Below are 24,271 nucleotides of genomic sequence, written 5' to 3' on the forward strand. Positions count from 1 at the left end.
ATGAACCTCATACGTTTCGCACTTCGCAAACCCATTTCCATCATCGTGCTCGTGGCCGGTCTGTTTTTCTTCGGAATAAGCGCCGTCCGCGACATCAAGGTCGACATTTTGCCCAAAATGAACCTTCCGGTGATTTACATCGCGCACCCGTTTGGCGGTTACACGCCCGATCAAATGGAAGCGTATTACGCCAAAAATTACATCAACATCTTGTTGTTCGCCAACGGTGTCAAATCGATAGAAACCAAGAATATACAAGGTTTGACGTTGATGAAACTCACGTATTATCCCGAGACGAACATGGCGCAGGCCGCCGCAGAATTGTCGGCTTTGTCAAATAGAGTGCAGGCGATTTTTCCTCCGGGCTCGCAACCGCCTTTCGTGATCCGTTTCGATGCGTCGTCTTTGCCTGTCGGACAATTGGTCCTGAGTTCGAAGTCGCGTTCCAACAACGAGTTGCAAGACATGGCCAACATTTACGTCCGGGCCTCTTTTACGCAAATTCCGGGCTTGCTTTCGCCGGCTCCGAATGGCGGAAGTCCGCGCACGATCGAGGTCAACGTCGATCCTGATTTGCTTCGCGCCCACAATCTGACGCCAGACCAAATCGTCGAAGCCATTCGATTAAACAACCAAACCGCGCCTCCGGGCAATGTGCGTCTGGGCGATAAAAACTATTTGATGCCGACGAATTATACGATCCGCGACATCAAGGATTTCGAGAAAATTCCGCTTTTCAAGAACAACGTCCAGAATTTATACCTAGGAGACGTGGCCAAAGTCAAGGACGGAGCCGATATCGTGGCCGGTTACGCGCTTATCGACGGCAAACGTTCGGTATACATGAACATCGCAAAAGGTGCCGACGCGTCCACTTGGGAAGTCGTCAAAAACCTCAAGGCGGCGCTTCCGAGAATCCAGAGCACTTTGCCCGAAGACGTGAAATTGTCCTACGAATTCGACCAATCGGTTTACGTGATCAATTCCGTGAAAAGTTTGATCACAGAAGGCGTGATCGGGGCGATCCTGACCGGACTTATGGTTTTGCTGTTTTTGGGCGATAGGCGTGCGGCTTTGATCGTGATCCTGACGATTCCGATCTCGATCATTTCTGGCGTTCTGTTCCTGAAATTGTTCGGGTTCACAATCAATTTGATGACACTTTCGGGACTTGCGCTGGCCATCGGGATTTTGGTCGATGAAAGTACGGTCACGATAGAAAATATCCACCAGCATTTTGATATGGGCAAACCGAAAGCCCAGGCCATTTGGGACGCGTGTAAGGAAATCGCGCTTCCGAAATTGCTCATTTTGCTTTGTATTCTCGCGGTTTTCGCTCCGGCGTTTACGATGAGTGGCATTCCGGGCGCACTGTTTTTGCCACTAGCGTTAGCTATCGGATTCTCGATGGTAATCTCATTTTTGCTTTCGCAGACGTTCGTTCCGGTAATGGCAAACTGGTTGATGAAAAACCACCACGAACACAAAAAACACAACGATGTCTCGGATGGGAATTCCGAAAAAGACGACTACAATAAAGACGGAAAAGTCAGCAAATTCGAGCGATTCCGCGCTGGTTTTGTAAAGTTGATGGACAGAATGTTTCCGGCGAGAAAGTTCATTTCGTTACTCTACCTTTTCGGAATCACACTTTTGGCCTATCTGGCTTTGAATTTCATCGGACAGGACGTCTTCCCGAAAGTGAATTCGAGCCAATTCCAACTTCGGATGCGGGCGCCAATCGGAACTCGCGTCGAAAGAACCGAAGAGCAGGCTCGCGTCGTTTTGGACGAAGTCAAGAAAATCGCTGGTCCCGACCACGTTTCGATAACATCGGCTTACGTCGGACAACATCCGGCCTTGTTCTCGATCAACCCGATTTATCTGTTCACGGCCGGCCCGCACGAAGCCGTTTTCCAGGTTGCGTTCAAAGACAACGAGCTCGATATGGACGATTTCAAGGACGAACTTCGCGCCCACATGGCCAAACTTTTGCCGGGAACGAAATTGTCCTTCGAACCGATCGAACTCACTGACAAGGTTTTGAGTCAGGGCGCGACTACACCAGTCGAGATCAGGATTTCGGGCAAAGTCAAGAAACTCAACGAGAAATATGCCAACATGCTCGTCGAAAAACTCAAGAAAACCGAGTATTTGCGAGATGTACAAATCGCCCAACCTTATAATTATCCGTCGTTGAACATCGACATCGATCGCGTTCGGGCGGCTCAGGTCGGCGTAGATATGAACGACGTCGCTCGCTCGCTTGTCGCCTCGACTTCCTCGTCGCGATACACTGAAAAGAACAACTGGATCGACGAGAAATCAGGGCTTTCCTATTCGGTTCAGGTTCAGGTTCCGCTCGACAAGATGCAAACCGAGAACGACCTCAAGGAAATTCCGCTGTTGCGAAATCAGGCACGTCCGGTTTTGGCTGATGTCGCGACGATTTCGCCAAGCATGACTCACGGAGAAAACGACAACATGGGCGCGACGCCTTATCTGTCGGTAACGGCGAACATCAAAGGAAAAGATTTGGGAGCGGCGATAAAAAGCGTGCAAAAAGATATCGACTCGCTAGGGGAATTGCCTCGCGGACTTTTCGTAGAACAATACGGAATGGGAACGGTGCTGACAGAAACCATGGACAGCTTACAATCTGGGCTTTTGGTCGCGATCGTGGTGATTTTCCTGATGCTGTCAGCCAACTTCCAATCGTTCAAGGTTTCGTTTGTCGTGCTCACGACGGTTCCGGCCGTGGTTTTGGGATCGCTGCTCTTGCTTTTGATAACAGGTTCGACGTTGAATCTGCAATCTTACATGGGAATCATCATGTCGGTTGGAGTTTCGATTGCTAACGCCGTACTTTTGGTCACGAACGCCGAACATTTGCGCCAACAGAACGGGAATGCGCTTGAATCGGCACGTGAAGCCGCCGGTTTGCGTCTGCGTCCGATCATCATGACCAGTATCGCAATGATTGCCGGAATGTTGCCGATGGCGATAGGACACGGCGAAGGAGGCGACCAGGTTTCCCCGCTGGGACGCGCCGTAATTGGCGGATTGCTGTTCTCGACATTTGCCGTTTTGGTTATCCTTCCGATGATTTTCGCTTGGGTTCAAGGCAATTCCACGACACAATCCGTTTCGCTCGATCCGGAAGACGAACAAAGTAAATTTTATGTTGCACCGAATACATCCGAAAATGAAAAATAAGATAATTGCCATTTTTGTGCTCGCACTCGCCTTTGGTTGCGGCAAAAAAGAAGAACCGAAACCTGTCGTCGATGCCGTTCCAGAACTTGAGAAAGTCGCGCTGACAAAGGAAAAATTGTCAACCGAAATGCGCGTTCCGGCCGAGTTGACCGGAATGCGGCAAGTCGATCTGTTCGCCAAAGTCGCGAGTTTTGTCAAGGAACTCAAAGTCGATATCGGGTCAGAAGTAAAACAAGGCCAATTGCTGATCTTGCTCGAAGCGCCAGAAATTTCGTCCCAACAATCAGCGGCCGAATCGCGTCTCAAATCGCAGGAAGCCGTTTATCTGGCAAGCAAAGCCACTTACAACAGGTTGCTTGAAACAAGCAAAGTCGAAGGAACTGTCGCCAAAAACGACCTCGATCTTGCCGAAGCGCGAAAAAACTCCGATTACGCACAATTCCAAGCCGCGAGAGCGTCTTACAACGAAGTCGGAAACGTTCGGAATTATTTGCAGATTCGCGCTCCGTTCTCCGGAATCGTGACCTCGAGAAACGTGAATTTGGGCGCTTATGTCGGACCGTCGAGTGGCGCTTTGCCGTTGCTTTCGATCCAGCAACAGGACAAATTGCGTCTTTCGGTTTTCGTTCCGGAGCAATATTCGGGGTATCTCAAGGAAGGCGACAAGCTGACGTTTAACGTGAAAGCGCTTCCGGGTCAGAAATTCACGGCCAAAATCGCGAGAATGTCGGGTGCGCTCGATGCGAGATTGCGATCGGAAAGAGTCGAAATGGACGTTGTGAATGTCGGCAAAAAGCTTCTTCCCGGAATGGTGGCCGAAGTCGTGCTTCCGCTGAACGCGCCCGAAGCGACTGTCGTAGTGCCGAAAACTGCCGTCGTGACCTCGAGTGAAGGCGTTTATGTGCTGCTCGTCGAAAGCGGAAAAACCAAACGCGCGCAAGTGACAAGAGGACGCGAATTCGAGGACAAAGTCGAGATTTTCGGAGAATTGCCAGACAATGGCGAGGTCGTGAAAATCGCATCTGAAGAAATCAAGGACGGAACGCCTGTAAAATAAGGAGGTTCCACAAAAAAGAACACTTAACTACCTAAGGAAAAGGGCGTCGATCTTATGGGTTGCCGCCTTTTTGATTTCTGGAAGTCAACGAAGCGAAATCTTGATGTACTTGAAATTGTCGTTCAGGTTGCCGTCTTTTTTCCAATATTCGGAGGAATAGCGAATCGGCAGATAGTAATTTCCATCCGAACTCCAAAACATTTCCTGGTCGGAAGCCGGCATCCAATGTTTGAAACTCGCGCTGAAAATGGTAGTGATTTTCCTGTTTTCGATCGCAAACAACTCGAGATTTGCTTCTGTCGAATAAGGATCGGCATAAATGGAAATGATAAATTTCTTATTGGCTGAAACGTGCGGAAAGTCGCCAAAACTCTGGATTTCTTCGCCGTCGGTTTTCGAAATGAATTTGAAATCGAGCGTTTCCCAATAAAGTCCGTGAACGATATAGGCGTCCAGAAACGGGATTTGTCCAAGGTAAAAGAATTCCTGTTTTGTCTCGTCCGCCGGATCTCTGTCGACGAATTTCCTAATTCCTTTTTTGGTCGGAAGACTTATGACGCCGCGTTTTTTGCGGAATTTAGCCGAATCGGACACCACAAAATTTACGGCCGACTTCTTTTTGTCTAAAAACAGCTTTTTTCCGATAAGTTCAATTTTGATGAATTTCGTCAGAAGCGAATCTTCGCCAATCTCAAGCGGATCGTAATTTGCCGAAATCGCGGTGATCTTGTTCAACGCTTTCGGAGTTTTGACTTGTGCCAAAACAACATTTCCGAAAAGCAGACAAATCGAAAAAAAGCGAAGGAATTTCATGGTTGCTGATAAAATACGAAGCTAAAAAAAGCACTGATCAAAAACCAGTGCTTTCCTTTTATGTTGACCAATGTCTTATTTCGAATTCGGATCCTGCAACAAAGCCGGAGCGGAACTCGCCGGAGATTGAGACGTCGTGATCTTGACGCCGCTTCCCGGAGTAACTGTTCCGTTGGAATTGATTACGGCCGGCGTGATCGTGACCGGATCTGAATTGTTGCCATTCGCCGTTTGGATAGAAGTCGGTTTTGGAGGAGCCGAATTCAAAGGCGCGCCAACAGCGATATCGCAACGGTGACCCGGTTGCCCGTGAGGCGGATTCATTCCCGGAGCCGTTTTTACTGCGGTCGCAGCCGTTGCCGGATTCACTTTCGTGATCGTCGCCGGAGCTTGTCCGGGAGTTGCGGTTGTTGGTGTCGCGGCAGTTTTTACAGGTTGGCTCAATGACGACCCTACAGGAATGTCGCAACGGTGACCCGGTTGTCCGTGAGGCGGGTTCATTCCCGGAGCCGTCGCCTGCGGTTGCTGAACCTGTTGCACCTGCTGCGGCTGAACTTGCATTTGTTGCTGACCAGGCTGAATCTGCTGTGGTTGAACGGCGTTTTGTGCCGTTGGTGCGGCGGCCGCATCGGTTTGCGTCAATGGAACGGAACTTTCCTGAGGTTCGAGTTCCTTTTTGCAGGAAACGGTCACAAAAGCGATTGCAAAGGCCGATAGTATTGATGTTTTGAAATTCATGATGTCTGTTTGAATAAGGATTTCAAATATAACAGATTGGACGCGATTGACCGAACTCACGATGTTAAAAAAACGCCCGCAATTGCACGCTTCCGGTGTGGATCGACTTCGAGGTTTCGCTCTTTCGGCCTTGATAATTCACGTTCACGTCGAGATATTGCGTGAGATTCTTCTGCAGGAGCAAACGCCACGTCAAATTTTGTCCGGGTTGCAAGCCTTCGAGCATGGTGTAGGCGACCGGCGAAAGCGCGTCTCCCACAAATTCGTTCTTGTAAAGCGAGAATTCTCCGTTTGCCGTGAATTTCTTGTCGCTGGCATACGTGAAAGAAGTTCCGAAGCGGTCTTGCCCAAGCGTTTCAAGATTGTTGATCCGGTTGTCCTTTTGCGATCGCTCGTAAAAAACGTCCCAACTCGCATTTTTGTTGAACAGATACGAGATTTTGGGCTGCACTTTGTAACCGTCGATCTCGTAGTTTTTGGTAGCGTAATTTTCGGATTCCGAAGTGGAAAACAACGTCTGTCCGCCAAAGCTGAACAACCACGTTTTTTGTACCAAATGGGCATATTGGACTTGGTGCGAACGGTTCAGATTTTCCTGGGAACCCACATTCAGCAGGCTTTTCGATCGGCTCGACAAGAAAGTATACGTGACCGAATGTTGCTGTTTTCCGCGGTTGTAGTAAAAGCTGTTTCGGAAACTCGAGCTCAATCCGAGCAGATTCTCATCGGATGAACTAAAAGGGTTGAAATCGAAATTCTCGCCCTCGCGCTCGATTTTGCGTTCGCTCAAAAACGAAGTTTGGTTGTAGAAATACGAAAGGATTTTCCGGAATCCGGAAGCGTTTTGCCATTGCGCCGGATTCAAAGTAACCGATTGTGAAAACTTGTTTTGGTGCGTTTTGAGAAAAACCTGGTTCGGAAGAAAAACACGTACATATTTCGCCTGATCCGGAAAGGGCGCGATCTCAAACTCCTGAAGTTCCTGGATTCCGTTGGCGTTGTAATCGTTCCAAGTGTAAATTCCTTGTCCGGGTTCGACCTCGATGTAAGTGAATTCCTGTTGCGGAATCGTGCCCGAAGTGGTTTCGTAAGCCGTCGTAATCGAAATGAGTTGGTCGAAAAAGCGGTCGTTGTACAACAAGCGCGAGTTAAGTGAAGGTTCGGTTTTCAATGTAGGATCTTCGAATTTCAGCCTTCGGTAATTCACGAAAAGCGACAAATTCGTCTTCTCGTTCTTGATCAGCTGTGATTTCAGATAAAAAGAATTCGATCGGTTGACCCGACTCAAAACGCCATTCTGCAAACTGTCATTGGCGCGTCCGAGATAGCCCATTTCCATGTAGACTTTCGTCGAATCGCCTCGTCCGACAAAAGCTCCGAATTCGGTAAAACGCTGACTCAGGCTCGAAAGCAAGCCCGTCGATTTCACGCGTTCGTGATTGTCCTCGAACCTTTGGCTGCCGCCGACCCAATTTTTCCCGAAGTGATATTTGGCTTGCAGATTGTTCCTCGAAAACTGAGATTCGGCATAATCACCGTCGCTTTTTAGGAAACTTCCGCTGTTGAAAACCGTGAAATCCTTGTATTTGAGACTGGCTTCGACCACGTGCCGACTTCCGGTGAAAGCACTCGAAAAGTCGAGTTTCTCGAACTTGTAACGCGCAACGCCAATTTGCGGATTGCTGAATTCGACGCCGGTCTGAAGATAACTTTGGTCGTTGATTCCATTGGTGTTCGTCGTGTTTGTCAAGTTCCAGTCGCGATCGAATTCTATCGAGAACAAGCGTTCGATGGTTCGGAATTCCTTCTGAACGAACTGATAATTCGCGAAAGCGTCCACAACCGATTTGTCTTTCGTGAAAATGCGCTGTTTGGCGTTGATCTTGCCCGCGACGCCTTGGTTGTTGCCATCGTCGATTCTCGAAAAAAGGTTAAGGTCGTTGTTTGAGAACGCGCCTTCGAAATTGACATCGGTTTTTTCGCTCGGATTCACGCGTCCGACAACCGAAACGATCTGGATTTTGGTCGGAGGAACAAGTCGGATGATGGGTTCGTAATTGCCTTGAGGAACGCCGTTCGAAGGCGCAACATATTGGTAAATACGGCCGACGGCGTTGTTGTTGACGATCGTGTAATTGCCCAAATTGTTTCCGACAAGCGTAAATCTCACGTTGTACAATTCTTGTGTCGGATCGTTCGAGAACTCGAAAATCTCGACGCCACCGACGATGATTTTTCGGTACAGAATCTTGTTTTCGGAATACGAATCGAGATAGGCCGACGCAGAAGTCATCAAATCTGGATTGTCGCCCGCGTTCACCAGAATCTGGGCTTGTTCAGGCGACAAATTTTGTTGCAATGGTTGGTTTTTCACGTCATTTTCAGAATAGACGTAACCGCCGATGCTCCATTTCTTTCGTTCGTGTGTCGCGCCCGCGTAAGTCACGAATCTCGTGTAATTCCTGTCGGAATATTGGTATTCGATGTTGATCCGCATTTCGGACGTAATCGGAAACAAAGACGTAAATGTGATTTCGCCTGCGTTGTAATCGATGATGTAGTCGGCATTTTCGCCGCGTTTCAGCAAAATTCCGTTCACGTAGACGCGCTCCGAACCCGAAATCACCAATACATACAACTCGCCGTTCGGACCACGCAATTTATAAGGACCTTGATTGCCTTCCTGACCCACGAAAGTGCTTCTCGCATACTGTCCGCGAACCAAGGCCGCCGACGCGAAAATCGACGTTTGCGCCTCCGGTTTTCCAAAAGTGACCTGACCGGAAATGCCTTGGACTTTTTTGGAAAAATTCAAAAATCGCGACTTTCGGTTCTCGAGAAAAAGATCGCCTGCGCGGATGTTCCATTTGTCGGAATAGAGTTCGATGAAAATCTGGTCGAATTCGTCAAGTTTTTGGGAATATCCACCTTCTTGCAAAGGAACGTTCGAATCCTGGATCGAGGCGCGGATGTTGACCTTGTCGGATATTTTGCCCGTGATCTGTAAATCAAGGGACGAATTCGTGACCGCGTTTTGGTTGTTTCCGACCGTGATTCCGCGAGTGATCGAACCCGAAGTATTCAAACCTTCGAACGGGACGAACGGTTTTCGCGTGGATTTCTCGACGCGGTACAGATTTCCGGCTTCATTCGAGACGATTCGTTCCTTGTCGTAAATGCTGTATTCTTTCGTGAGGTAATTCGGTAATTTCAAGAATCTGACGCTTACCGAATCGTTCAAAAACGGAGCGTTTTCGTTGAAAATGAGCGTTGATTTCGCGAAGTTTATTTTATAAAAAGATGTGTCGATCGGTTGGTCAAGTCTATCCGAAATCCTGAAAAACGCTGGATTTATGCTTACGCTGTCGAGCTTTATCGTATCTCGGCCGACAAAAAACTTGCGTTCGCGATAAGGCGTTTCCTGCGACCAAAGCGCGCACGAAAAACACAGCAAGAACACCCAAAGCAATTTTTTCAGCATAGCATTAATAACGCCTCAAGTCCAAAAGTAGTGTATTCGCGCGAAGTTCAGTTTTTGTAGCCGATGCGTTTGCGGTCTGGCGGCTCGTCTTTGGCTGAAAGTTCGTCGATATATTGGAAAATCAATTCGATGTTTTGGGTTTGGACATCGACCTTTTTTCGGATTTGTTCGACATCTGATCTCAGCTCGGAAGCCTCGGAAGCAAACTTTCGCATTTTAGAGAAAAGCCGCATGATCCGAATGTTCGTCTGGACTGCCTTTTCGCTATTCAGAACGCTTGAGAGCATGAGGATTCCGTGCTCGGTAAAAGCCATCGGCGCATACCTTAGGCCCATGAGGACAGAATTGGAGGACGCAATTTGCGTCCTCCAATTTTCGAGTTCCTCTTTTGTGAGTTCAAACATGAAATCTTCCGGAAAACGATCGATGTTTCGCCTTACGGCTTCTTTGAGACGTTTTGTCTCGACTCCATAAAGCATTGCCAAATCTCTGTCCAACATCACTTTCTGATTTCGGATAATCTGGATTTTTATAAGGAGTAAATCTTCTGGTGCCTGTATATCGGATGGCTTTGACATAGAAATCGGAACGGCTTTGATGTATTAGAGGAAAGACGTAAAACCAGAGGTGCCGTCAATCGCATTCCGCATCGGATGCTTTTTGAGAGCGGCCATTGTCGTTAAATTGCTCGACGAATAATCCCGGTGATATTTTGAACTTCAACTTGAACGCATGCACGAAGCTTTTCGTACAGCCAAATCCACATTCGCTGGCCAATGCTCGATTGGAATACTGTCGAAATTTTGATTCGTCCATCATTTTTTGCGTTATGTAATCCAATCGGAGATCGCGTATATAAGCTATGAAACCTTTCGAGCGATGTCGTTTGACCAAAATACTTGCATAGTTGACATTGGTTCCAAGTACAATCGCCAACTCGCGCAAGCCAAAGCCGACTTTTCGAAATGCGAATCCCGTTTCGAATTTTTGTAGTTTTTCAAGCGCAGTCCGTTCGAAGTTCGGGTTCAGCGCTTTTTCAGACTTTGGAGTTTCACAGGTTTGAAATGTCTCCAGTGAAATTCGTTTTTTGACGCGTGAGCCAAAATTCGGATTCAAAGCTATTTTTTTATTTCGGATAACGTGAACACTAATTTGCACATATTCAGTAAAGAACTCATTGTAATCGGTCTTGGACATAAACTTCAACTGGCGGATATTTTTTCAAATTTAAGTTCCGTCATTCTTCTTCCATTACAGATTTTCTGTAAAAATTGTTAAAAATTCCAAATTAGATTTTTTGTTTGATATATCAATTATATTTGCATCAAATATTTCAGATGGAACGCCTCGAGGAAAACGTATTCTACACATTGGAAAAAGCGGTGAAAGCTTATCGTCAGTTCGCACAGCGCGGTCTGTCAACGGCCGGACTCGATATCACGCTCGATCAGTGGCTCGTTTTGAAAACCGTAAAACAACAATCCGATGCGACGCAACAACAAATCGCGGCCATGGTTTTCAAGGATGTCGCTTCAGTGACGCGAATCGTGGAAATCCTTGTCACGAAAGGTTATTTGGAGCGTTCTTTTCTCGCTTCGGATAGGCGTCGGCAGCAATTGTCAGTAACCGAATTGGGAGACGGAATGCTCCAAAAAGTCCATCCGATAAGTTTGGGCAACCGGAAAGCGGCATTCTCCGGAATCGACGCATCTGAAATAGAAAAATTAGAATCATCACTTCAATCAATAATCAAAAATGTCAGTTAATCAGTCTTATGAAAAATCGAACCTTGGTCAAATTGTCGGCGATCGTCGGCAGTTTGTGTATGAATTTGGGCGTGTCGGCTCAACAATCCACATCGGAAAACTTATCCAAAAAACTCAAAAATGAAGTTATCGAGTCGCTGATTTCCAATTTGAACGACAATTATGTTTTTCCCGAAGTCGCGGCGAAAATCGCATCCGACCTCAAATCAAAGCAGAAATCGGGTGTTTATTCCAAAATTTCCGATCCGAAGGAATTTGCCAAAATCCTGACCGACGATCTGCGCAACATTTCTCATGACAAACACCTCGGAGTGCGATTTTACGGAGATATGATGCCGGATGTGAACGACGCGGAAGTCGAAAAACGGCAGCAGGAAATTCAACAGCATGTGATGAAAGTCGCGAATTATGGCTTCCGCAAAGTCGAGATTTTACAGGGAAATGTCGGCTATCTCAAAATTGACGGTTTCGCTCCCGCAGATTTGGGTGCGACAGGCGCAAATGCATCGATGGCGTTCCTGGCAAACACCGACGCCATGATTATAGACCTGCGCGAAAATCACGGAGGCGAACCTGAAATGGTACTTTTTTTGGCGAGTTATTTCTTTAAGTCCGATGTGCATCTGAACGATCTGTATTATCGGAAAGCCAATCGCACCGACAGTTTTCGCACGAAAGATCCGTCTGGCGCACGTTACGAGAAACCAGTTTACATCCTTACAAGTTCCCGGACTTTTTCGGGTGGAGAAGAATTTGCGTATGATTTCCAGACCCAAAAACGCGCCACGCTAATTGGCGAAACGACTGGCGGAGGCGCAAATCCGGGTGATGAAATGATGCTCAAAGGGCGTTTTTCTGCATTTATCCCAACCGGTCGTGCGATCAATCCGGTTACGAAGACAAATTGGGAAGGCATCGGTGTGATTCCCGATGTCAAAATGGCCGCAGAAGATGCGCTTCAACACGCTCATGAAACTGCTTTGAAAAGCTTGTTGGCTATGGCTCCGGAAACGTATAAAGATTATTTTCAGCGCGCTTTGGATCGGGTTTTGAAACAGCGTCGGAATTGAATTTTGTAGGTTTTCAATTGTGTTGTTTTTGGAAGTGGTATTTGGCCGATTGATGATTCATGATTTGTCGATAGGCTTTAATCTGTTGATAATCCTTTACCATCGATAATCCGTAATCTATCGATAACCCGGGTCAATCCATAATCTGTGGTCCGTTGATAATTTGTGACTCGTTGATAATCTTTTATAAGTGGATAATTGTGACTCGTTGATAATTAGTGTATCCGCCGATAATTTGTAATCGGTCGATAATATGGGATTCGTGGATAATTGTGATCCGTCGATTGCCAATTAAACCCATCAAAAACCCATCAATATTTGGAGATTACAGACCTAACAGACTTTCCTAAGTCTGTTAGGTCTGTAAAGTTAGACGGTCTGAATCCCTTTTCCTTACAGAAAATCTGTAAAAAATGTTAAATCTGAAGTTGCCGCAAATCTCCAATTCAAAGTCTCTGCTTTCAAAAAAATTTCCCTCCGATTGCACGATCTAATCTTTTGTTCTGCGTTATAGCACGAAATTTTCGCATGTCGAAAGTCACGTCATTTCGACTACATAAGAAAGGATTTTATCAAAGGACACGTGCATTTCCCCGAGACGAAGTGCTACGTCGATAACTCCATTTCCATTTTTCCAAACACTTTCAGGCCGTGGTTGTAATCTTTTGTCCGGCGTCCATTTGACGAAGTCCGAGGTAAATCCAGCGATGACAGTATTGTTCCGCTTTCAAAGATTTTGCGCTTCGCAGATATTGTCGCATTAGAATCAAAAGTGACTGTAAACAGTGATAAACGGCGATTCAATTAGTTGTTTTTTGAGACAATTGCCGACTAGACTTGTAAGCATTTTGAAGCGTTCAAGATCGCTTTGGTTGCCTGACATCAAAGTTCCGAGGACGTGAGATTGCGATTTTTCAGATATTGTTCCGCAAAACTACAACTGTAAGAGAATAAGGTGGTTTCGGTGATATCAGCCTACGGAATTTGTGCTGGCAAAGTCGGTCTGCGACATTTGACTGACAATCTTTTCTTAGGCAGTCAACGACTTCTAGCAAATCATGAGTCTCCCTGTTGAACATCGGTATCGCCAACAAAATATTGCTTTTCAACCAATTGGTCGATAAAAAATGAGTTCGTCAGTGCTGATTTACCGGATTTTGAAATTGATCCGCGAGGTTCTAGTGCTCCAAAGTTACGATCTGCAAGGTTTCGCGGCTGATTTGTTTCAAAAGGACAGTCTTGTCTTTCTCGACCATTTTGGACGATTTTTCATCGAAATGACGAATCGTATAAAGCGACACATTTTCGTTGAAGCGCACTTTGAATTTCTTGGAAAGCAGCGATTTGAGTTCGCTGAAATTTCCGAATTTATCGTCGGCACAAACCGAAAAACTGATGGCCGAATTCTGGATCAGCGAAACTTTCATCTGATATTTGTGCAATAAAGCGAAGATTTCGGATATGTTTTCTTCCATGATAAACGAAAAATCGATAGACGAAAGCGAGATGAGTAACTGGTTTTTCTTGACGATGAAACACGGAGTTTGCGGATCGAGATCGGCGCCTTTTGAAACGCTTGTTCCGGGCAAATCCGGATTCAGGAATGACTTCACATAAAGCGGAATTTCCTTTTTCTGCAAAGGCTGAAGCGTTTTCGGATGAATTACCGTCGCGCCATAAAACGCCAACTCGATGGCCTCGCGATACGAAATCTGGTTCAAAAGTCTTGCATTCTCGAAATAACGCGGATCGGCATTCATCACGCCAGGAACATCTTTCCAGATCGTGACGTTTTCGGCGTTCAAGCAATAGGCGAAAATCGCTGCGGTATAGTCGGAACCTTCGCGTCCGAGCGTGGTCGTAAAACCATTTTCGTCCGAACCCAAAAAACCTTGGGCGATGTTGAGTTGCTTGCGCTTGACGTTCTTGGAGATGTTTTTTTGCGTCAAATCCCAATCGACATTGGCGTCGCGGTATGTGCTGTCGGTCTTGATGAAATTTCGCACGTCGATCCAGGTTGTCGCGATGCCTCGGAAGTTCATGTAATGCGACAAAATCACGGTCGAAATCAATTCTCCGTAACTCACGATCTGATCGTAAACGAAGTTGTAATTGGGCGATTTGTTGTGAGACAGAAAATAGTCCATATCTGAAAAATGCGCCGCCACATCGCTAAAAACCTTGTGTTTGTCGTCCTCGAACAAATCAAGCAGAATCTCGTTGTGGTACTTTTTTACGTCTTGTACCGCTTCTTTCAATTCCTTCGATCTGTCCATGTAGGTTTTCACGACGACTTCGAGCGCGTTTGTGGTTTTTCCCATGGCCGAAACGACGAGTAAAACATCCTCATGTCCCGCAATCTGCAACACTTCGTACACATTTCTAATTCCCGATGCGTCTTTTACGGAAGCGCCACCGAACTTGAAAATCCTCATTTTGATCAGTATCGATTCTCGAAAGCCAGGCAAATTGGAAGGCTTCCGATGTAGTTTCTAGTTTAAAAATTGTTCAATGCCATTTTCGTCCATATGAACGACGCGCCAGTCAGGCAGTATTTTCGCGCCCGATTTCTCGTAAAACTTTACCGCGGGTTCGTTCCAGTCGAGCACATTCCATTCGATTCTGCGCACCTTGTCTTTCTTGCCTTGCTGGATGATTTTTGAATACAGCGCCAAACCAACGCCGATGCCGCGTGCCTCTTCGGTTACGATCAGATCTTCGAGGTGGATCGTCTTTCCTTTCCAGGTCGAAAATCGGTAATAATAAAGCGCCATTCCAACAATTTTGCCGTCAATTTCGGCAATGAAAGTATAGAATAACGGATCGTTTCCGAAACCGTCGCGCACCAAATCGTCAACCGTGACTTCTACGGCTTGCGGTTCTCGCTCGAAAATGGCGAGTTCGGTAATCAGACGCAAGACGTCGGGCATGTCATTTTTGGTTCCGGGACGAATATTCATGGGAATGTGTTGGTTCGCAAATATACGAATGCGGTGGTTTTGTGATTGTCGATTTACCTTTGATTTTTGTGAGGCAATTTATTTTGTCTTGGTCGGTTTTGGCGCAGCTGATTTTTGCGATTTTGCTTTGGATTTGTCGCGGCTTTTTTAATCGATTTTTAATCGATTTTCGACTCGTTTTTCTGCCTGGTTTTTTACGTGATTTTTTGTTTGATTTTTGCCTTTTCGTCAGACCTAACAAATCTTAAAAGATTTGTTAGGTCTTAAGCGCACACACCCGCGCACACACCCGCGCACACACCCGCGCGCGACACCCGCGACGCACCCGCGTCACACCCGCGTCACACCCGCACATCGCATCCGCGCGACACGCCCGCACAAGCCAACGTCGAAATGCACCTCCAAATCCCCAAACCTACATTTAACAAAAATTACAGAAAATCTGTAATCGAGATTCTAGCACCTGACGTAATTTCGGGTTTTCGGATATCATTTTTTCTGGCGAAACAGCGAAGTCGTTTTCGTGCCAAAAACTGGTAGGGAAAGCCAAATTTACCCTCGACAAGTGGTAATTGAGACGTAACTTGGTAGGTCAACAACGATATTTCAAAACAACTACAATGAAAAAAATCTTTACTCTGGGCGCGATGTTGCTTTTTGCGGGCGCGTCGGCACAAACGGTTGAACTGGTCAAGGACATCTTCGCGGGTCCGGAAGGCTCGGGCATTTTACAGCCTGTGGTCTACAACGGAAAGATCTATTTTTACGCCAATGATGACAACAACGGAGGCGAACTTTGGGCAAGCGACGGAACAGAATCCGGAACGCAAATGGTCAAAGATCTGAACCCGTTCGGGAGTTCCGAGATCACCGAATTAACCGTTGTTAACAACAAACTTGTCTTTTCGGCGGCAGACAACACAGGTTACGAACTTTGGGTTTCCGATGGAACCGAAGCCGGAAGTTTTCAGGTACTCGACATCAATCCCGGCGCAGGAAGTTCGGTTCCGGCCGAATTCACGGTTATCGGAAACCAGGCGTTTTTCCAAGCCGACAATGGAACGAACGGCTACGAGCTTTGGGTAACCGATGGCACAACTGCGGGCACGCATATGGTGAAAGACATCAATCCAATCGAAAGTTCTTATCCGTCACAACTCACGGTTTACAACGGAAAACTCATTTTTCGCGCTTACACGAACGAAACCGGAGACGAACTTTGGACGAGCGACGGAACTGAATCTGGAACGGTTTTGCTCAAGGACATTTACGCTTCGGGCGATGGATATCCGCGACTTTTCCACGAATTCAACGGGCAACTTTACTTTCGTGCCGATGACGAAAACGGAGACGAACTTTGGGTTACGGACGGAACCGAAGCCGGAACGCACATGGTCAAAGACATCAATCCCGAACCGTTCGAAGGATCGAGTCTAAACGAATTCGTCGAAGCCAACGGCCAATTGTTTTTCCGGGCTAGAACGGGCAACGAAGGTTTTGAATTGTGGAAAACAGATGGAACAGAAGCAGGAACCGTTTTGGTAAAAGACATTTGGGTTGGAGGTGATTCGTTTCCTGGCGCGCTCACGGCTTACAACGGCAAAGTGTATTTCCAGGCAACCGACGGAAGTGCGGCAAACACCGAACTTTGGGTTTCCGACGGAACGGAAGCCGGAACGTTCATGCTGAAAGACATCAATCCTACCAATTATTCGGCTCCGAATGAATTCGTGGTTTTCAACGGCCTTTTGTATTTCGTGGCCGACGACGGATCAAACGGTAGCGAATTTTGGGTCACGGACGGCACCGAAGCCGGAACACAGAAAATTTTGGCGAATTATCCCGGCTTGAGCCCGATGTATTTCATTCCGTTTTATGTGAGCTATAACAACAATTTGTATTTCAAGGCCGAATACGGAAACACTGGCGCAGAACTTCACAAATTCACACCTTCGAACCTGTCGGCGCCCGAAGTTTCGAGAAATGGTTTTGTGGTTTACCCGAATCCGACGAATGGCATCTTGAATATCCAATCTGTGGATAGTCAGATGGTGAACGAAGTCTCGATATTCTCGTTGACCGGACAAAGGGTTTTGACGTCAAATGGAAATTCCATCGATGTTTCCGGCTTGTCTTCAGGACTTTATCTGATAAAAATCAAATCGGTAAGCGGTTCGGAAAATATCGTGAAATTCCAGAAAATATAATATTTCCAAAGCAGCTCGAAAGGTCATTCTTGCGGATGGCCTTTTTTGTTTGAGGATTTTGCCGACAAGTTGATAATGTGGATTCTGAAATTGCGATATTTGCACAACTATATCGATTTCGTAATGGAAGAACGCAACAAAACCCTTGGTGAATACATCATCGAGAAACAGGAACAATTCAGATACTCGACGGGCGAATTGTCCCGAATAATCAACTCGATCAGGCTCGCAGCCAAAGTCGTAAACTACAAAGTCAACAAGGCCGGATTGGTCGACATCATCGGAGCGGCCGGAGACGTGAATATTCAAGGCGAAGACCAGCAAAAGCTCGACGTTTACGCGAATGAGGTTTTTATCCAGACTTTGATCAACCGTGAGATTGTGTGCGGCATCGCGTCCGAAGAAAGCGACGATTTCATAACGGTTTGCGGATCGGACAACAGCCATTCGAACAAATATGTCGTGTTGATGGATCCGCTTGACGGTTCGTCCAACATTGACGTGAATGTTTCGGTCGGGACGATTTTTTCTGTTTTCAGGCGCGTCACTCCGGTTGGGACGCCAGTGACTCTGGAAGATTTCCTGCAACCCGGAACGCAGCAAGTCGCCGCAGGTTACGTGATTTACGGCACGTCGACGATGTTGGTTTACACCACTGGCCACGGCGTGAACGGCTTTACGCTCAATCCGGCGATCGGGACGTTTTATCTTTCGCATCCGAACCTAAAATTCAAGGAAGACGGCACGATTTATTCAATCAATGAGGGGAATTACGTGCATTTTCCGCAAGGCGTTAAGGATTACATCAAATATTGCCAGATGGAAGAAGGCAATCGGCCGTATACTTCGCGTTACATCGGAAGTTTGGTTTCAGACATCCATCGCAATATGATCAAAGGCGGGATCTATATTTATCCGACGAGTTCCAAAGCGCCAAATGGCAAATTGCGGTTGATGTACGAATGCAATCCGATGGCATTTATCGCCGAGCAGGCAGGCGGAAAGGCGTCCGACGGTTTCGGAAGAATCATGGAAATCAAACCGACGGAATTGCACCAGCGCGTGCCTTTCTTCTGCGGAAGCAAAAACATGGTGGAAACGGCCGAGATGTTCATGGAAAAGGCAAAATCACTATCTTAGGTTTCAACTTGCTCATTCAGAGAACAAACAATATCATATGAAAAAGATACTTTACGCTTTTTTGATCGCTTCCGGTGTTTCGACTTTCGTCGGATGCAGTTCTGACGACAGCGCCGAAAATCTGCAAAACGACGAAAGATTTGTCGAAAAAATGACCGTGAAACTTTTCAGCGGACAACCGACGGCGCAGTTGGTCGGCACTTTCGACTTCAATTATTCCGGGAAAGACGTGACGTCGATCATGAAAGTCGTAACGAGCGGTACGGGCGACATTCTTGAATCGCAAAATTACACTTATCAATACGACGGAAACAAAATCGTGTCGTATCAAATCGCGAATTTTACGCCATCAACAGTTACTTACAACGGCGATAAAATCAAGAATCTCGGATTTGGAAGCGATCTCGAATACACGAGTTCAGGCCTGTTGCACAAAGACAGTTATGGAACGGAGTACGTTTATTTGTCAGATAATCCGATTGGAACTTCGGTGAATCCTTACTTGTATACTTACGATGATAAAAAGAATCCGTTCGCTTGGCACAATATGAATTTTAGGCTGATTTTCGAGGAACAATTCGAATTGTATCAGTCGACCGATTTCTTCAGATCTTCGAACAATCTGTTGAGCGAGGCCGATGGTTCGGAGACGATCCAACGGACAATCGAGTACAATTCCGAAAATCTTCCGACAAAAATCACGACCAGATATGCCGGATCAAACCAGATTCTCGAAGAGATCACATACGAGTATTCGCTTCCGTAAATCGCTTCGGATTATTCCAAAAAACAAAAAGTCAGACTCAAAACGGTCTGACTTTTTTATGTTGTGAAGTTTTCAGGCACTCAGGCGCTTTGAACTTGGCCACTATTTGTTCATGTGCGTCATTTCGTACACAAAAGTATCCGAATCGACGTTCATTACCAGCAAAGACAAAGCTTTGTCGACAATGTAATTCACGTTGCCCGGCGTAAATCCGAGCGCCAAAGCGAAACGCGTAAGGATTTCTTTTTGCTTCGGACCCAAAACGTGGTCGGCATAAACCATTCGCGACAAATCGTAAAGGCGCTCGAGACGTTGCGTGTGAAGATATGGCGGGTTGATCGGGTATTTTCTTGGGTTTTCAAGGATTTCGGCGTATTCCTCGGTTGAAATCTCAAGTCTGTTGGCGAGCTGATCCAAAAAGATGCGCTCTTCCTCGCTCAAGTGACCGTTTTCCAAAGCCACGCGCACGATCGATGCGAAGTGACCTTTGTTTCTATCTTTAAAACCGCTGTCGAATAAATCGGAAAATGACATAGTAAGTGTTTTTAAAACAGCTGCAAATATAAGTCGTATTTCAAATTTTAACATCGGCATTTAAGAAAAAATGAACGTTTTAATCCAACAAATCGCGGTCGGTTTCCGTTTGCTGTACGAACCTGCTAACTCAGGATTTTGGGAAAATCCGTAAGTTTACTCCTGCCAAACAACGGGATTTCCTCGAATCCGAAATATGAATTATGTCTGAATTCCAAATCTACCTCGAAACGGGTCTGCGTCACGTGCTTGACATCAAGGCCTACGACCACGTGCTTTTCCTGATCGCTCTCACCGTGCCATACGCTTTCAAAGACTGGAAACGATTGCTGCTTTTGGTTTCGATTTTTACGGTCGGACATACCTTGGCGCTTATCATGTCGGTTTTTGGAATCGTGACCATCAAGGCGAGTCTCGTCGAGTTTTTGATTCCGATAACGATTCTGGTTACCGCGGCCTACCATCTTGTCACGGCCGGAAAGACCGCCAAGTCAGAAAACATCAGCGTTTTGGGCTTTATCACGCTTTCTTTCGGACTCATTCACGGCCTTGGGTTTTCCAATTATTTTAAGGCAATTTTACCAGGAAGCGCATCTGAAAAGCTAGTACCTTTGCTCGAATTCGCCTTGGGCATCGAAATCGCCCAACTGATCGTGGTTCTGGTGGCTTTGATTTTCTCTTATGTCGTCCAGAATTTCTTCAGATTCAACAAACGCGATTACGCTTTGGTGGTTTCGGCTTTTGTCATTGGAGTTGTGATTCCGATGATTTTGGGAAGCGAGATTTGGAAATGACGGAAAGCTACGAAAATATAGACCTGTCACTTCTTGAGACGTGTCAGGTTTAAGACCTGTTTTTCGCCTTTTTTTTGGCGTTTTGAAAACATAGCATGGAAGAAATAAAACTCAACAAATACGACAAGGCCTACCTGCGGATTGCGCGCGAATGGAGCCAATTGTCCTACTGCAAACGCAAACAGGTCGGAGCCATTATCGTGCGCGACCGAATGATCATTTCGGACGGATACAACGGAACGCCGTCCGGATTCGAGAACAATTGCGAAGACATCGACGGACTCACGCACTGGTACGTTTTGCACGCCGAGGCGAATGCGATCCTAAAAGTCGCCGGATCGACGCAATCTGCCGAGGGCGCGACACTTTATATCACCATGTCGCCTTGCCGCGAATGCAGTAAGTTGATCCATCAGGCGGGAATCAAGCGCGTGGTTTTCCAGGAAGCTTACAAGGACAATTCGGGAATCGCGTTTTTGCAGAAAGCGGGCGTGATCACGGAGCACATAACCGATCTGGACGAATGAAGAACAACCTCAAATACCTTCCGATTTTGTTGTTCGGAGTCTTGGCTTTGGGAATCCTGATTGGCGGAATGCTCAATTTTCCGACGCATTCCCTTACGCCAAAAGCGAGCATGCACAAGAACAAACTCGACCGATTGATCGATTTCATTGACAACGAATATGTCGATAAAGTCAACACCGATTCCATCGTCGATTTGACCGTGAGCAACATTCTGGCGCAACTCGATCCGCATTCTGTCTATATTTCTCCCGATGAACAGCAAGAAGTCGCCCAAAGCATGAAAGGTGATTTTGTCGGAATTGGCGTTAATTTTTATATGTACAAAGACACGGTCGCGGTGATTATGCCGGTTGAAAACGGTCCATCGGAAAAGGCCGGAATTTTGCCTGGAGACCGATTGATGTACGCCGGAAAAACCAAACTGTTCGGAAGAAAATTACCAACCGACAGCTTGTTTACCAAATTGAAAGGCGCTCAAGGTTCGGCGGTGCAACTGACGGTTTTCAGAAAAAGTACCGGCAAGACCTTCAAGGTCAATGTGACGCGCGACATCGTTCCGATAAAATCTGTAGACGTGGCCACGATGCTGGACCAGAATGTCGGTTATATCCGAATCAATCGCTTTGCCGAAACGACTTATGACGAATTTGCCGAAGGTCTGTCGAAACTCAAGAAATCGGGCGCGAAAGAAATCGTGATAGACTTGCGAGACAACGGCGGCGGTTATCTCGAGAAAGCGGTCGAAATTGCCGATGATTTTCTGTCGGACAAAAAACTGATCGTGTTCACGAAAAACCAAAAAGGCAGAACCGACAAGACTTTCGCGACATCTGGTGGAAATTTTGAAAGCGGGAAAGTCGATATCCTGATCAACGAAAATTCGGCTTCGGCCAGCGAAATTTTGGCCGGAGCAATCCAGGACAACGACCGCGGAACAATAATAGGACGTCGATCTTTCGGAAAAGGATTGGTGCAAAGAGAAATGGATTTCGAGGACGGATCGGCGGTGCGACTCACGATCGCGCGTTATTATACGCCAACCGGGCGTTCCATCCAAAAGCCTTACGACAAAGGCAACGACGAATATTTCAAGGATTTCGACAAGCGTTTCGAAAGCGGCGAATTATACGACAAAGACAGTATCCACATTGCCGACACGCTTAAATTCAAGACTCCGAAAGGGAAAATCGTCTACGGCGGCGGCGGAATCGTGCCGGATGTTTTTGTGCCACTTGAAGTCGAGCACGGAGACGAAGGCGTCGCTTATTTGATGCAATCGGGCGCGGTGAGCTACTTTGTTTTCGAGCAACTTGACACGAAACGCAACGATTTCAAAGGCTTGTCGTTCGAGCAATTCAAACAGAAAATGGAAAGCGATGAGGTTTATTACACCAATTTCCAGAAATACCTGAAACGCAACGGACTCGAACTCAAGATCGACAAAAACAAATCGCTTGTAAAACGATATTTGTCGGCGGAATTCGCGCGTCAACTTTACGGAGAAGACAAATATTTCGACATTGTTTTGCCTGGAGATGCGATGATAAAGGCGGTTTTAGTAAAAGTGCCTGAGTGAAGAAGTGCCTAAGAATATATTTGATGTGAAGAGAAAAGCCAATCCGAAACGGATTGGCTTTTTGCTTTTTTCGAGAATCAGCAGTAGAAAATTTGGTCGGTATTTTCGGATCCAGTAGCTTTTACTCCGGCACTCCGGCACTCCGGCATTATCTCTTATCGTGACTCTGGGAATTGATGCCATTGTTGAATTCTGTAAGAAGATCTGTTGCGACTGCTGCGCCACTTCCGGCGGCAATTGCGAGTTGGCTTCTCCATCCGGCCAACGTCCCGGCTACATAAATTCCGTCTTTCACTTTGTGGTCGACGTTTTTGAGTTGGATGCGATTCTTGTCAACCAACGATTTCTTGTGTGGTTCGACAGCGTCCATCAAGCCTTCGATCGCGAACGTATTCGCCCATCCGACAGCCAGAACGATGTTTTTCGCCTGATATGAATTCCTGTTCGTAACAACAGTATAATTCGGGAATTCACCTTCGATCGACATGACTTTTTCGGTTGGAATCTGCTCGACTTCAGGATATAAAGTCGCCAACTGTTCCAGCGTCGTGTTCAGCAAATCGGCTCCGAGTGTGCCCGCGGGAACTCCGTATGCATTGTTGAAAAGCGCTTCCTGTAAATTCGATGTTTTTTGGTGTGTGATGATTCCGATCTTTTTATCGGACATGAAAGGTTTGTTTTTGGCAGATCCGAGAACCAGCGCACAAGAAACTCCTGCAACGCCTCCGCCAACAATCAGTACGTCGTACATTCTAATGGTTTTTTGATTTTTCTTCGATCAATCTCGACATCCTGAAAATGAGTAAGATACATACCGCGCAAAATGAGGCCACGATTCCGATAAGTCCTACGAGACTATCGCCTTCGAAGAGATTATTGAAATCTAGGAGCGTGATATTGAAGATGATCAGGACGATCGCGATTACGACCAATATGGAAGTGAAAATTTTCATCTTTGGATTTATATGAATATTTCAAAGGGTGAAATTAGTGAAAAACGTCCTACAGGAATAGGCCTTTAACGTTTGCTGCGAATAATTTAACAGCGATCGCAAGCAGGATTACACCGAAGATTTTGCGGATGATTCCGATGCCGTTCACGCCCAGCCACTTCTCGATTTTACCAGAAGATTTGAGCACGCCGTAAACGATGATGACGTTGATCAAAATGGCGATTATGATGTTGATCTTGTCGTAAGCCGAACGCAGCGACAATATCGTGGTCATCGTTCCTGCGCCCGCGATCAACGGAAATGCAATCGGTACGATCGAGGCCGTACTTGGGTTGTCGTCCTTGTAAAGCCGAATTCCCAAAATCATTTCGAGTGCCATGAAAAACAATACGAAAGCTCCGGCAACGGCAAACGAATTGGCGTCGATTCCGATCAATTTCAGCAAGCCTTCGCCCACAAAAAGGAAAGCGACCATGATAATTGCGGCTACTATTGTAGCTTTTCCAGACTGGATGTGTCCGAGGCGCGAACGCAAATCAACGATCACGGGAATACTTCCGATCACGTCGATTACCGCGAAAAGTACCATCGTCACAGTGGCTATTTGTTTGAAATCGAGTTGCATTGCTGTTTGATTTTTGGAGGTGCAAAAGTAGTTCGGGAATGTGCTTG

21 protein-coding genes are annotated in these 24,271 nt (G+C 46.5%); 10 read left to right on the forward strand and 11 right to left on the reverse strand.

The genetic code is table 11. From position 1 onward, the window contains the following. Together EOO49_RS00420 and EOO49_RS00425 are read left to right on the forward strand one after the other, a co-directional pair. Positions 1-3,216 (forward strand): efflux RND transporter permease subunit, encoded by a 3,216-nt coding sequence (locus tag EOO49_RS00420; protein WP_290841900.1) that lies wholly within the window; start codon positions 1-3, stop codon positions 3,214-3,216. Next, positions 3,206-4,273: an efflux RND transporter periplasmic adaptor subunit gene (locus EOO49_RS00425; protein ID WP_290841901.1), complete on the forward strand. Its 1,068-nt coding sequence runs from the start codon at positions 3,206-3,208 to the stop codon at positions 4,271-4,273. Before EOO49_RS00420 ends, EOO49_RS00425 begins: the two co-directional genes overlap by 11 nt. Before the next feature lie 84 nt (positions 4,274-4,357). Here EOO49_RS00425 and EOO49_RS00430 read toward each other — a convergent pair whose 3' ends face one another. The 5 genes from EOO49_RS00430 to EOO49_RS00450 all read right to left on the reverse strand — a co-directional run bounded on the left by EOO49_RS00430 (position 4,358) and on the right by EOO49_RS00450 (position 10,502). Next, complete coding sequence (locus EOO49_RS00430) at positions 4,358-5,086, reverse strand: hypothetical protein (RefSeq protein WP_290841902.1); 729 nt, start codon at positions 5,084-5,086, stop codon at positions 4,358-4,360. Between the two features lie 75 nt (positions 5,087-5,161). After that, positions 5,162-5,824 carry a hypothetical protein gene (locus EOO49_RS00435; protein WP_290841903.1) on the reverse strand — a complete coding sequence of 221 codons (663 nt, stop codon included), beginning with the start codon at positions 5,822-5,824 and terminating at the stop codon, positions 5,162-5,164. Between the two features lie 64 nt (positions 5,825-5,888). Further along, positions 5,889-9,305 (reverse strand): hypothetical protein, encoded by a 3,417-nt coding sequence (locus tag EOO49_RS00440; protein ID WP_290841904.1) that lies wholly within the window; start codon positions 9,303-9,305, stop codon positions 5,889-5,891. Positions 9,306-9,352: 47 nt separating this feature from the next. Continuing rightward, positions 9,353-9,883, reverse strand: a complete 531-nt coding sequence (locus tag EOO49_RS00445; RefSeq protein WP_290841905.1) for an ORF6N domain-containing protein — start codon at positions 9,881-9,883, stop codon at positions 9,353-9,355. A 55-nt stretch (positions 9,884-9,938) separates the two neighbouring features. Beyond that, on the reverse strand, positions 9,939-10,502 hold the full coding sequence (locus EOO49_RS00450; protein ID WP_290841906.1) for an AraC family transcriptional regulator: 564 nt from the start codon (positions 10,500-10,502) through the stop codon (positions 9,939-9,941). A 140-nt stretch (positions 10,503-10,642) separates the two neighbouring features. Between EOO49_RS00450 and EOO49_RS00455 the strand changes: the two genes are divergently transcribed. Then, the gene (locus EOO49_RS00455) at positions 10,643-11,071 is read left to right on the forward strand and encodes a MarR family winged helix-turn-helix transcriptional regulator (RefSeq protein ID WP_290841907.1); all 429 of its coding nucleotides are present in this window, start codon (positions 10,643-10,645) and stop codon (positions 11,069-11,071) included. Between the two features lie 8 nt (positions 11,072-11,079). Beyond that, positions 11,080-12,141, forward strand: coding sequence for a S41 family peptidase (locus tag EOO49_RS00460; RefSeq protein ID WP_290841908.1), 1,062 nt, complete (start codon positions 11,080-11,082; stop codon positions 12,139-12,141). A gap of 1,178 nt (positions 12,142-13,319) precedes the next feature. Here EOO49_RS00460 and EOO49_RS00465 read toward each other — a convergent pair. Further along, positions 13,320-14,576: an aspartate kinase gene (locus tag EOO49_RS00465; protein WP_290841909.1), complete on the reverse strand. Its 1,257-nt coding sequence runs from the start codon at positions 14,574-14,576 to the stop codon at positions 13,320-13,322. Between the two features lie 57 nt (positions 14,577-14,633). Continuing rightward, positions 14,634-15,101, reverse strand: a complete 468-nt coding sequence (locus EOO49_RS00470) for a GNAT family N-acetyltransferase (RefSeq protein ID WP_290841910.1) — start codon at positions 15,099-15,101, stop codon at positions 14,634-14,636. Between the two features lie 620 nt (positions 15,102-15,721). Here EOO49_RS00470 and EOO49_RS00475 point away from each other — a divergent pair. From EOO49_RS00475 to EOO49_RS00485, 3 genes are all read left to right on the forward strand, one after another. Continuing rightward, positions 15,722-17,308: an ELWxxDGT repeat protein gene (locus EOO49_RS00475; protein ID WP_290841911.1), complete on the forward strand. Its 1,587-nt coding sequence runs from the start codon at positions 15,722-15,724 to the stop codon at positions 17,306-17,308. A 123-nt stretch (positions 17,309-17,431) separates the two neighbouring features. Then, entirely contained in the window at positions 17,432-18,448 is a 1,017-nt protein-coding gene (fbp, locus tag EOO49_RS00480; protein WP_290842045.1) for a class 1 fructose-bisphosphatase, read from the forward strand. Positions 18,449-18,485: 37 nt separating this feature from the next. Next, positions 18,486-19,214: a hypothetical protein gene (locus EOO49_RS00485; protein WP_290841912.1), complete on the forward strand. Its 729-nt coding sequence runs from the start codon at positions 18,486-18,488 to the stop codon at positions 19,212-19,214. Positions 19,215-19,316: 102 nt separating this feature from the next. On the opposite strand, the gene EOO49_RS00490 is transcribed toward EOO49_RS00485, so the two are convergent. Further along, entirely contained in the window at positions 19,317-19,748 is a 432-nt protein-coding gene (locus EOO49_RS00490; protein WP_290841913.1) for a TerB family tellurite resistance protein, read from the reverse strand. Positions 19,749-19,951: 203 nt separating this feature from the next. Here EOO49_RS00490 and EOO49_RS00495 point away from each other — a divergent pair, with 203 nt between their 5' ends. The 3 genes from EOO49_RS00495 to EOO49_RS00505 all read left to right on the forward strand — a co-directional run bounded on the left by EOO49_RS00495 (position 19,952) and on the right by EOO49_RS00505 (position 22,646). Next, a complete protein-coding gene (locus tag EOO49_RS00495; protein WP_290841914.1) occupies positions 19,952-20,542 on the forward strand; it encodes a HupE/UreJ family protein in 591 nt (196 codons plus the stop codon). Between the two features lie 95 nt (positions 20,543-20,637). Further along, positions 20,638-21,069: a dCMP deaminase family protein gene (locus tag EOO49_RS00500; protein ID WP_290841915.1), complete on the forward strand. Its 432-nt coding sequence runs from the start codon at positions 20,638-20,640 to the stop codon at positions 21,067-21,069. Beyond that, positions 21,066-22,646 (forward strand): S41 family peptidase, encoded by a 1,581-nt coding sequence (locus EOO49_RS00505; protein ID WP_290841916.1) that lies wholly within the window; start codon positions 21,066-21,068, stop codon positions 22,644-22,646. Before EOO49_RS00500 ends, EOO49_RS00505 begins: the two co-directional genes overlap by 4 nt. Positions 22,647-22,794: 148 nt before the next feature. Here EOO49_RS00505 and EOO49_RS00510 read toward each other — a convergent pair whose 3' ends face one another. Genes EOO49_RS00510 through EOO49_RS00520 form a run of 3 tightly spaced genes read right to left on the reverse strand, consistent with a single transcriptional unit; the run spans position 22,795 to position 24,224 of the window. Further along, positions 22,795-23,397 carry an FAD-dependent oxidoreductase gene (locus tag EOO49_RS00510; RefSeq protein ID WP_290841917.1) on the reverse strand — a complete coding sequence of 201 codons (603 nt, stop codon included), beginning with the start codon at positions 23,395-23,397 and terminating at the stop codon, positions 22,795-22,797. Position 23,398: 1 nt separating this feature from the next. Continuing rightward, positions 23,399-23,599 carry a hypothetical protein gene (locus tag EOO49_RS00515; protein WP_290841918.1) on the reverse strand — a complete coding sequence of 67 codons (201 nt, stop codon included), beginning with the start codon at positions 23,597-23,599 and terminating at the stop codon, positions 23,399-23,401. A gap of 49 nt (positions 23,600-23,648) precedes the next feature. After that, complete coding sequence (locus EOO49_RS00520) at positions 23,649-24,224, reverse strand: MarC family protein (protein ID WP_290841919.1); 576 nt, start codon at positions 24,222-24,224, stop codon at positions 23,649-23,651. Between the last annotated feature and the right edge of the window lie 47 nt (positions 24,225-24,271).

The sequence above is a fragment of the Flavobacterium sp. genome, from assembly GCF_004295795.1.
GTDB lineage: Bacteria > Bacteroidota > Bacteroidia > Flavobacteriales > Flavobacteriaceae > Flavobacterium.

What these genes read in the sequence shown, in the direction of transcription:
- EOO49_RS00440 (WP_290841904.1), bottom strand. Translation starts at nt 9,305, where the DNA reads ATGCTGAAAAAATTGCTTTGGGTGTTCTTGCTGTGTTTTTCGTGCGCG.
- EOO49_RS00465 (WP_290841909.1), bottom strand. Translation starts at nt 14,576, where the DNA reads ATGAGGATTTTCAAGTTCGGTGGCGCTTCCGTAAAAGACGCATCGGGA.
- EOO49_RS00475 (WP_290841911.1), top strand. Translation starts at nt 15,722, where the DNA reads ATGAAAAAAATCTTTACTCTGGGCGCGATGTTGCTTTTTGCGGGCGCG.
- fbp (WP_290842045.1), top strand. Translation starts at nt 17,432, where the DNA reads ATGGAAGAACGCAACAAAACCCTTGGTGAATACATCATCGAGAAACAG.
- EOO49_RS00455 (WP_290841907.1), top strand. Translation starts at nt 10,643, where the DNA reads ATGGAACGCCTCGAGGAAAACGTATTCTACACATTGGAAAAAGCGGTG.
- EOO49_RS00435 (WP_290841903.1), bottom strand. Translation starts at nt 5,824, where the DNA reads ATGAATTTCAAAACATCAATACTATCGGCCTTTGCAATCGCTTTTGTG.
- EOO49_RS00420 (WP_290841900.1), top strand. Translation starts at nt 1, where the DNA reads ATGAACCTCATACGTTTCGCACTTCGCAAACCCATTTCCATCATCGTG.
- EOO49_RS00430 (WP_290841902.1), bottom strand. Translation starts at nt 5,086, where the DNA reads ATGAAATTCCTTCGCTTTTTTTCGATTTGTCTGCTTTTCGGAAATGTT.
- EOO49_RS00450 (WP_290841906.1), bottom strand. Translation starts at nt 10,502, where the DNA reads ATGTCCAAGACCGATTACAATGAGTTCTTTACTGAATATGTGCAAATT.
- EOO49_RS00485 (WP_290841912.1), top strand. Translation starts at nt 18,486, where the DNA reads ATGAAAAAGATACTTTACGCTTTTTTGATCGCTTCCGGTGTTTCGACT.
- EOO49_RS00490 (WP_290841913.1), bottom strand. Translation starts at nt 19,748, where the DNA reads ATGTCATTTTCCGATTTATTCGACAGCGGTTTTAAAGATAGAAACAAA.
- EOO49_RS00460 (WP_290841908.1), top strand. Translation starts at nt 11,080, where the DNA reads ATGAAAAATCGAACCTTGGTCAAATTGTCGGCGATCGTCGGCAGTTTG.
- EOO49_RS00505 (WP_290841916.1), top strand. Translation starts at nt 21,066, where the DNA reads ATGAAGAACAACCTCAAATACCTTCCGATTTTGTTGTTCGGAGTCTTG.
- EOO49_RS00445 (WP_290841905.1), bottom strand. Translation starts at nt 9,883, where the DNA reads ATGTCAAAGCCATCCGATATACAGGCACCAGAAGATTTACTCCTTATA.
- EOO49_RS00500 (WP_290841915.1), top strand. Translation starts at nt 20,638, where the DNA reads ATGGAAGAAATAAAACTCAACAAATACGACAAGGCCTACCTGCGGATT.
- EOO49_RS00520 (WP_290841919.1), bottom strand. Translation starts at nt 24,224, where the DNA reads ATGCAACTCGATTTCAAACAAATAGCCACTGTGACGATGGTACTTTTC.
- EOO49_RS00515 (WP_290841918.1), bottom strand. Translation starts at nt 23,599, where the DNA reads ATGAAAATTTTCACTTCCATATTGGTCGTAATCGCGATCGTCCTGATC.
- EOO49_RS00495 (WP_290841914.1), top strand. Translation starts at nt 19,952, where the DNA reads ATGTCTGAATTCCAAATCTACCTCGAAACGGGTCTGCGTCACGTGCTT.
- EOO49_RS00510 (WP_290841917.1), bottom strand. Translation starts at nt 23,397, where the DNA reads ATGTACGACGTACTGATTGTTGGCGGAGGCGTTGCAGGAGTTTCTTGT.
- EOO49_RS00425 (WP_290841901.1), top strand. Translation starts at nt 3,206, where the DNA reads ATGAAAAATAAGATAATTGCCATTTTTGTGCTCGCACTCGCCTTTGGT.
- EOO49_RS00470 (WP_290841910.1), bottom strand. Translation starts at nt 15,101, where the DNA reads ATGAATATTCGTCCCGGAACCAAAAATGACATGCCCGACGTCTTGCGT.